The sequence below is a fragment of the Turicibacter sp. HGF1 genome (assembly GCF_000191865.1).
In the GTDB taxonomy this organism is placed as follows: Bacteria; Bacillota_I; Bacilli_A; order MOL361; family Turicibacteraceae; genus Turicibacter; species Turicibacter sanguinis.
In genome coordinates this window covers 1-6,722 of record NZ_AEXQ01000023.1, presented here as the reverse complement: position 1 = coordinate 6,722, position 6,722 = coordinate 1, and the positions used below count along the sequence as shown (strand labels likewise).

Genomic DNA, 6,722 nt, shown 5'->3' with positions numbered 1-6,722 from the left:
TTTTTTATCCTAAAATACCGGCTTTGCGTCGTTTACTTTTGCCTTTTTGACCTTTTACCATTTCACGACTCGGAATCATATGATTGTTTTGATTAGCTGTTTGTTGTTTCTTTTTATTTAATAAATCTTGAATAGATTGTTTAGTTGTGGATTGATTCATGATGAAAACTCCTTATCTCTTAAAATTCTTATCCTAATTGTAACGAACTTTTTGATTCCTGACTATATAAAACAAGTAAAATAGAACGAAAAAGATAAAATTTTGACATAGGACTTGAATTTAAATTGATTATTTGATAGAATAATGTGGAATTTGCGAATAAAATCTTTTTAATTTTTACAAGTGTTGAACCCCCACTTTGAACAAACTTCAAATTGGGGGGTTTTTCTATGTGAAAATAAAGAAAACGGTTCGCAAGAGTTTAATTTTAGTTAGAAATGAGGGGTAAGATGCCAAAAAACAATCGTAAATTTTATAAACGATTATTTATCTTAGCAATACCAATTGTCTTACAAAACTTGATTACATCATCGTTAAATATGTTAGATACGATGATGATAGGAAGTTTAGGAGAAGTCCAACTTGCAGCTGTTGGTGTTGCGAATCAGTTTTATTTCTTATATAGTTTACTTGTGATGGGAATTGGAGCAGGATGCTCGATTTTAATCGCTCAATTATGGGGAAAAGAAGACACAGAGAATGTTAAAAAAGTTTTACAACTCGGGTTAGCAGCAGGAATAGTTTTTGCTGTTATTTTCACCGTGATTGGATTCTTTGGTTCAGAATCGATTATTAAAATATTTAATCCAGATCCAGATGTTATCCGTTTTGGAAGTGAGTATCTTCGTGTTTCTATTTTTAGTTATTTAGCGACGGCTATTTCATTTGTATTTGCTGGTGCACTTCGTAGTATTGGAAATACTGCATTACCGATGTGGGGAAGTTTAATTGGATTAATCATTAATGGCGTATTCAATGCAATTTTAATTTTTGGATTACTTGGATTCCCAGCACTTGGAGTAGTAGGGGCGGCCATCGCAACACTAATGGCTCGATTAGTCGAATGTTTTATTATCATCATCGTCGTGGCCTTAAAAGTTAAACCACTAAACTTATCATTCAAGCAACTCGTTACATTTGATCGTCTAATGGCGGGGATGTTATATCAAGCAGCTTTACCTGTTGTTTTGAATGAAGCTTGTTGGGGATTAACAAATATTACTTATAATATCATTTATGGTCGAATGGGAGTAAATGCCATTGCTACGACACAAATTACGACGACGATTATGAATTTATTTATGATTGTGGTCTTTGGAATGGCCCATGCTTCTGTAGTGGTCATTGGAAACGAAATTGGAGCAAATCAAGAAGAGCAAGCGATTATTTACGCTAAAAAGATTATTCGCCTCGCGTTAATTATTGCGGTCGTCATGGCGGTTGGTCTTGTTTTATTTGCACCAGCCATTGTTGGAATTTATAAGGTTTCAGATCTTGTGCGACAAAATGCGATTCAAATCTTGTATATCTTTGCTATTTTTATGCTGCCACGTGTTTATAATGGTGTTCAAATTGTTGGAATTTTACGTGGAGGTGGAGATGCAAAATACGGTTCAATTGTTCAAGGTTTAAGCATGTGGATTTTTGGAATTCCGTTTGGAATCATTGGAGCCTTTATTTTTAAATGGCCGATTACCTATGTCATCTTCCTTATTTCATGTGAAGAAGTAATCCGTTATTTAATTATTAGTCGTCGTTTCCGTTCAAATAAATGGATAAATAATATGGTTCGTGAAATGGCATAAAATTTCTAAAATAGACTTGTTTTTCAGACTCTTTCTAGCTATAATAAGGTAAAATAGTTAAAGATTATGATAAGAAAGAGTAAATCTAGTCAACTTTTTTAGAGAGCTAACGGGTGGTGGAAGTTAGTAAAGCATCTAGGTTGAAGCAGTCTTTGAGTCGCTAGCTGAGAACTAAAAAGCATGTCTTTTTAATTAGGCTAAGACGTTCCCTCGCGTTACTGAGGACTTGAGTGGGTAATTTAAATTACTTATTAGGGTGGTACCGCGAAGTAGTCCTTCGTCCCTTTTTGGGATGAAGGACTTTTTTTATTTTCATTTGAGCTAGGAGGAAAGATGATGGAAGAAATCTTAGAGATTTTAGAACAAAATAGTCGATATACCGACGAGCAAATTGCCGTGATGACCGGTAAAACAGTAGAAGAAGTTCGCGAAGCGATTCAAGATTATGAAGAGCGAAGTATTATTGCAGGCTATACAACCCTTATCAATTGGGAGAATACGGGTCATGAAACAGTGACGGCGTTAATTGAGGTAAAAGTGACACCACAACGTGGAGCAGGATTTGATAGTGTCGCAGAACGCATTTATAAATTTGATGAAGTGCGTGCTTGTTACCTGATGTCAGGTGGATTTGATTTAACGGTCATTGTGGAAGGAAAAACGATGAAGCAAGTCGCGATGTTTGTTTCTGAAAAATTAGCCGTTCAAGAATATGTCTTAAGTTGTTCAACACACTTTGTCTTAAAAAAATATAAAGATCATGGAACCATCTTTAAAGACCAGGAATTTGATGATCGTGAGGTTGTGATTTTATGAGATTAGAAAATATGATTTTAGAGAATGTAAAAAAAATGCCACCATCTGGGATTCGAAAGTATTTTGATATGGTGCATGAAATGGAAGGTGTGATTTCTTTAGGAGTAGGCGAGCCTGATTTTGTGACTCCATGGAATGTTCGTGAAGCGGGAATTTATTCACTTGAACAAGGTCATACCCATTATTCTTCGAATGCTGGATTCATGGAATTGCGTCATGAAATTTCACGTTATTTACATCGCCGTTTTAATTTAAGCTATCAGGTGGATGAAATTTTAGTAACCGTAGGAGGGAGCGAAGGGATTGATCTTGCACTTCGAGCACTTGTTGGTCCGGGTGATGAAGTCATCATTCCAGAACCAAGTTTTGTCGCATACAAAGGATGTACGACATTTACTGGAGCCACACCTGTTGTGATTGAATTAAAGGCTGAAAACGAATTTAAATTAACTGCAGAAGAATTAGAAGCCGCGATCACGCCTAAAACAAAAGTTTTAATCATGCCGTTTCCTAATAATCCTACGGGAGCGATTATGACACGTGACGAACTTGAAAAAATCGTAGAGGTTGTCAAAGATAAAGACATCATTATTATTTCGGATGAAATCTATGCGGAATTAACATATGAAAAGGAGCACGTTTCCATTGCAAGTTTTGATTGCGTGAAAGATCAAACATTGGTGATTAATGGATTTTCAAAAGCGTATGCGATGACAGGATGGCGACTTGGATACGTCTGCGGTCATCCAACTTTAATCAATGCCATGAAAAAAATTCATCAATATGCGATTATGTGTTCCCCAACAACCTCGCAATATGCTGCGATTGAAGCGATGAAAAATGGAGATCATAGTGTTGAGACGATGGTTAAAGAATACAATCGTCGTCGTCGAGTCCTTGTGAATGGATTTAGAAAGTTGGGTCTTGATTGCTTTGAACCATTAGGAGCTTTTTATGTTTTTCCGTGTATTCAATCAACGGGATTATCATCGGATGAGTTTTGTGAGAAATTATTACGATCAGAAAAAGTTTTAACCGTTCCAGGTAATGCTTTTGGGGATTGTGGGGAAGGATATATTCGTGCGTGTTATGCGTCATCTATGGAAAATATTATGGAGGCGTTAGTTCGAATTGAACGTTTTTTAAAACAAAATCCAACACGTTAATTAAACAAAAGAAAAGGTGAAGCTTTTGAAACATCAAGAAGAGTTAGCGACAAAGCCGGTTTATCGCTTATTAATTCAATATTCGATTCCTGCTATCGTAGGGATGATTGTTAATGCCCTGTATAATGTGGTAGACCGTATTTTCATTGGAAATATTCCCGAGGTCGGTTCACTCGCCATAACAGGTGTTGGCATTACGCTACCAATTATCACCATTATTCTAGCCTGCGGGATGTTAGTAGGAGTTGGAAGTACCGCTAATATCTCGATTAAATTAGGGCAGGGGGAGCGAGAAAATGCAGAGCGTTTAATAGGAAATAATATCACCTTATCGACCATTATCGCTTTAGCATTGACGGTTCTTGGCCTTGTTTTTAAAACGCCGATTTTAAATTTATTTGGGGCAAGTTCAAGCACTTTGCCTTATGCCGATCGGTATATTACAGTGATTTTATATGGAACGATTTTTAATGTGATGGGCTACTCTTTAAACAGTAACATTAGAGCAGATGGAAACCCCAAAATGGCTGCTTTAACGATGGTTGTTGGATGCATCATTAATATTATTTTAGATCCTATTTTTATCTTTGGATTAGGATGGGGAATTCAAGGAGCGGCTATCGCAACTGTTATTTCTCAGGCTACAACTGCTATTTGGGTGTTACTTTATTTTGTTATGGGAAAATCACGATTGACGTTTAAATCAAAATTCTTGAAGCTTGAGTCTAATTTAGTCAAAAGTATCCTCGCAATTGGATCAGCTCCATTTGCTATGCAATTAGCGGCGAGTTTAGTTCAAGTGGTCTCAAATAATACGTTAAAAGCTTACGGTGGTGATTTAGCCATTGGAGCTTTTGCGACGATTTCTTCCATTTCGATGATGTTTTTAATGCCGATTTTCGGTATTAATCAAGGAGCACAACCAATCATTGGTTACAATTATGGAGCTCGTGAATACCATCGAGCGAATCAGACCTTTTTATACTCTGTTTTAATGGCGTCTGCTTTTTTAACCATAGGTTTTATTGTGATTGAATTTTTCCCAGAAATGATGATTTCACTTTTTAATCGTGATCAAGAGTTGATGGCGATTACAGTCAAAGGGATTCGGATTTATTTATTCATGTTTCCATTTGTCTCGATTTCAATTATTGGATCCACGTATTTTCAGTCCATTGGAAAAGCACGGATTGCTATGATTCTAAGTTTATTAAGACAACTTATTTTATTAGTTCCTTTGCTTTTAGTTTTACCTCCTTTTTTAGGATTAGATGGTGTTTGGTTGGCACAACCCATTTCGGATACATTAGCAATCTCAATCACCCTCTATTTCTTAGTCAAACAATTTAAAAAAATGAAGCGATTAGAACTAGCAAAAGGCGAAAAGCACTGAAATTTTTCAGTGCTTTTTTTGGTTGTTCTAACATAAATTGTAATATGAATTAAAGGGGAGGATTTCAACATTGAAACGTCGTATTTACAAAGTAATCATTAAACTAATCATCGCGGTTGTCGTATTGGGAGTTATTTTAATCGGAGGAATTTTAGCATATCGACGAATTGAACAGCGACACGTTCAAAGTCAAATTAATCAAATCATTGATAGCGGTGGAATCAGTGAAATAAGAGAAATAGAATTAGGAGGTGTGACGCAATACATTGCAATCGAAGGGATGAGTCAAAGTAAACCACTGTGCTTATATTTACATGGTGGGCCTGGCTTATCTGTTCCATATGGGATTAGTGCACGTGGACAAAATCAAGATTTGCTGACACATTGTACGGCTGTTTATTGGGATCAACGGGGATCAGGAAAGAGCTATGATGAGACCTTGACTAGTCAAAATGTCTCTTTAACACAATTGCAACAAGATACAAAAGAATTAATCAATTATTTATTAGAAACGTTTAATAAAGACAAACTTTATGTAATTGGATTTTCTTGGGGAACTGTTCTCGGAATGAACTTAGTAAAAGAAATTCCGCAGCTCATTGAAGCATATTTTGGCATTGGACAAGTCGTCAATCCATCTAAATCTGATTTAGAACTGTATGAATGGCTTATCGATGAATACGCAAGTATTGGGGCGAATGAATTAGTTTTAGCACTGAAACAAATGGGATACCCGCCTTATCAAAAGGTAGCGCATCAAGAACTTTTTACGAAAGCAATTACTAATAGTGGAGCTTATATTAAAATGCACGATGGTGTAGCGGGACTCAATATTTCAAAATGGATTGCTCAAGCCTTCTCATCACCTGACTTAAGTATAAAGGAAGCTTATGAAACGTTGTTTAAAACATCACATAAGGTTTTAACACAAAGTAACTTATGGGCTGAATTGAATGCGGTTCAATTTGATGAAGACATGACAAACCTTAAAATTCCAATCTATTTTATATCAGGAGTCGATGATTATATCTGTTCAAAAGACTTATTACAACAATGGTTTCAAAAACTCCAAGCCCCTAAAAAGGATTATCTCATCTTAAGTCACTCAGCTCATTATATTTCAACACAAGATGAACCATCCATGAATGATTTTATCAAACAAATTATTAATGAGGTTTATCCAACAAAAGAAATAAAGGATGAAGCCGGATTGAATGAAGTGAATTGAAAAGAGTGCTTAATAATGGAAAGTAACGGGATTTTTCCGATATTGAAATATAATCGGTTAGCCATAGTGGAAATCAGAAAAAATAAGATAATTCATAGCTTATGAGATGAAATTAAAGTCATTACTCATGATATATTTTAATATTAAATGATAATTAAGATTTATAACGGTAAAAAACATTTACTTGTATCTCAAATCACTCTGCCCAGCTCATCAGGTAAAAGTTAGACAATAAAACGAGGAGATAATAGAAATCTAGCATTTTCACTTGATGTATGAGTTTTTATTATCAAGAAAGAATTAATTTAACTCC

6 protein-coding genes and 1 other annotated feature are annotated in these 6,722 nt (G+C 35.4%); of the genes, 5 read left to right on the top strand and 1 reads right to left on the bottom strand.

The window, feature by feature from the left end:
• Positions 1–4: 4 nt before the first annotated feature.
• The gene (locus tag HMPREF9402_RS14435) at positions 5–160 is read right to left on the bottom strand and encodes a hypothetical protein (RefSeq protein ID WP_006785141.1); all 156 of its coding nucleotides are present in this window, start codon (positions 158–160) and stop codon (positions 5–7) included.
• Between the two features lie 290 nt (positions 161–450).
• On the opposite strand from HMPREF9402_RS14435, the gene HMPREF9402_RS02465 reads away from it, so the two are divergent.
• From HMPREF9402_RS02465 to HMPREF9402_RS02445, 5 genes are all read left to right on the top strand, one after another.
• Complete coding sequence (locus tag HMPREF9402_RS02465; protein ID WP_009606370.1) at positions 451–1,806, top strand: MATE family efflux transporter; 1,356 nt, start codon at positions 451–453, stop codon at positions 1,804–1,806.
• Between the two features lie 57 nt (positions 1,807–1,863).
• Positions 1,864–2,094: a binding site (T-box leader), on the top strand.
• 48 nt (positions 2,095–2,142) lie between these two features.
• Positions 2,143–2,622 (top strand): Lrp/AsnC family transcriptional regulator, encoded by a 480-nt coding sequence (locus HMPREF9402_RS02460; RefSeq protein ID WP_006785139.1) that lies wholly within the window; start codon positions 2,143–2,145, stop codon positions 2,620–2,622.
• On the top strand, positions 2,619–3,788 hold the full coding sequence (locus HMPREF9402_RS02455; protein ID WP_009606369.1) for an aminotransferase class I/II-fold pyridoxal phosphate-dependent enzyme: 1,170 nt from the start codon (positions 2,619–2,621) through the stop codon (positions 3,786–3,788). Before HMPREF9402_RS02460 ends, HMPREF9402_RS02455 begins: the two co-directional genes overlap by 4 nt.
• Before the next feature lie 25 nt (positions 3,789–3,813).
• Positions 3,814–5,181 (top strand): MATE family efflux transporter, encoded by a 1,368-nt coding sequence (locus HMPREF9402_RS02450; RefSeq protein WP_009606371.1) that lies wholly within the window; start codon positions 3,814–3,816, stop codon positions 5,179–5,181.
• A gap of 70 nt (positions 5,182–5,251) precedes the next feature.
• Positions 5,252–6,409 (top strand): alpha/beta hydrolase, encoded by a 1,158-nt coding sequence (locus HMPREF9402_RS02445; RefSeq protein WP_009606372.1) that lies wholly within the window; start codon positions 5,252–5,254, stop codon positions 6,407–6,409.
• The last annotated feature ends 313 nt before the right edge of the window (positions 6,410–6,722 follow it).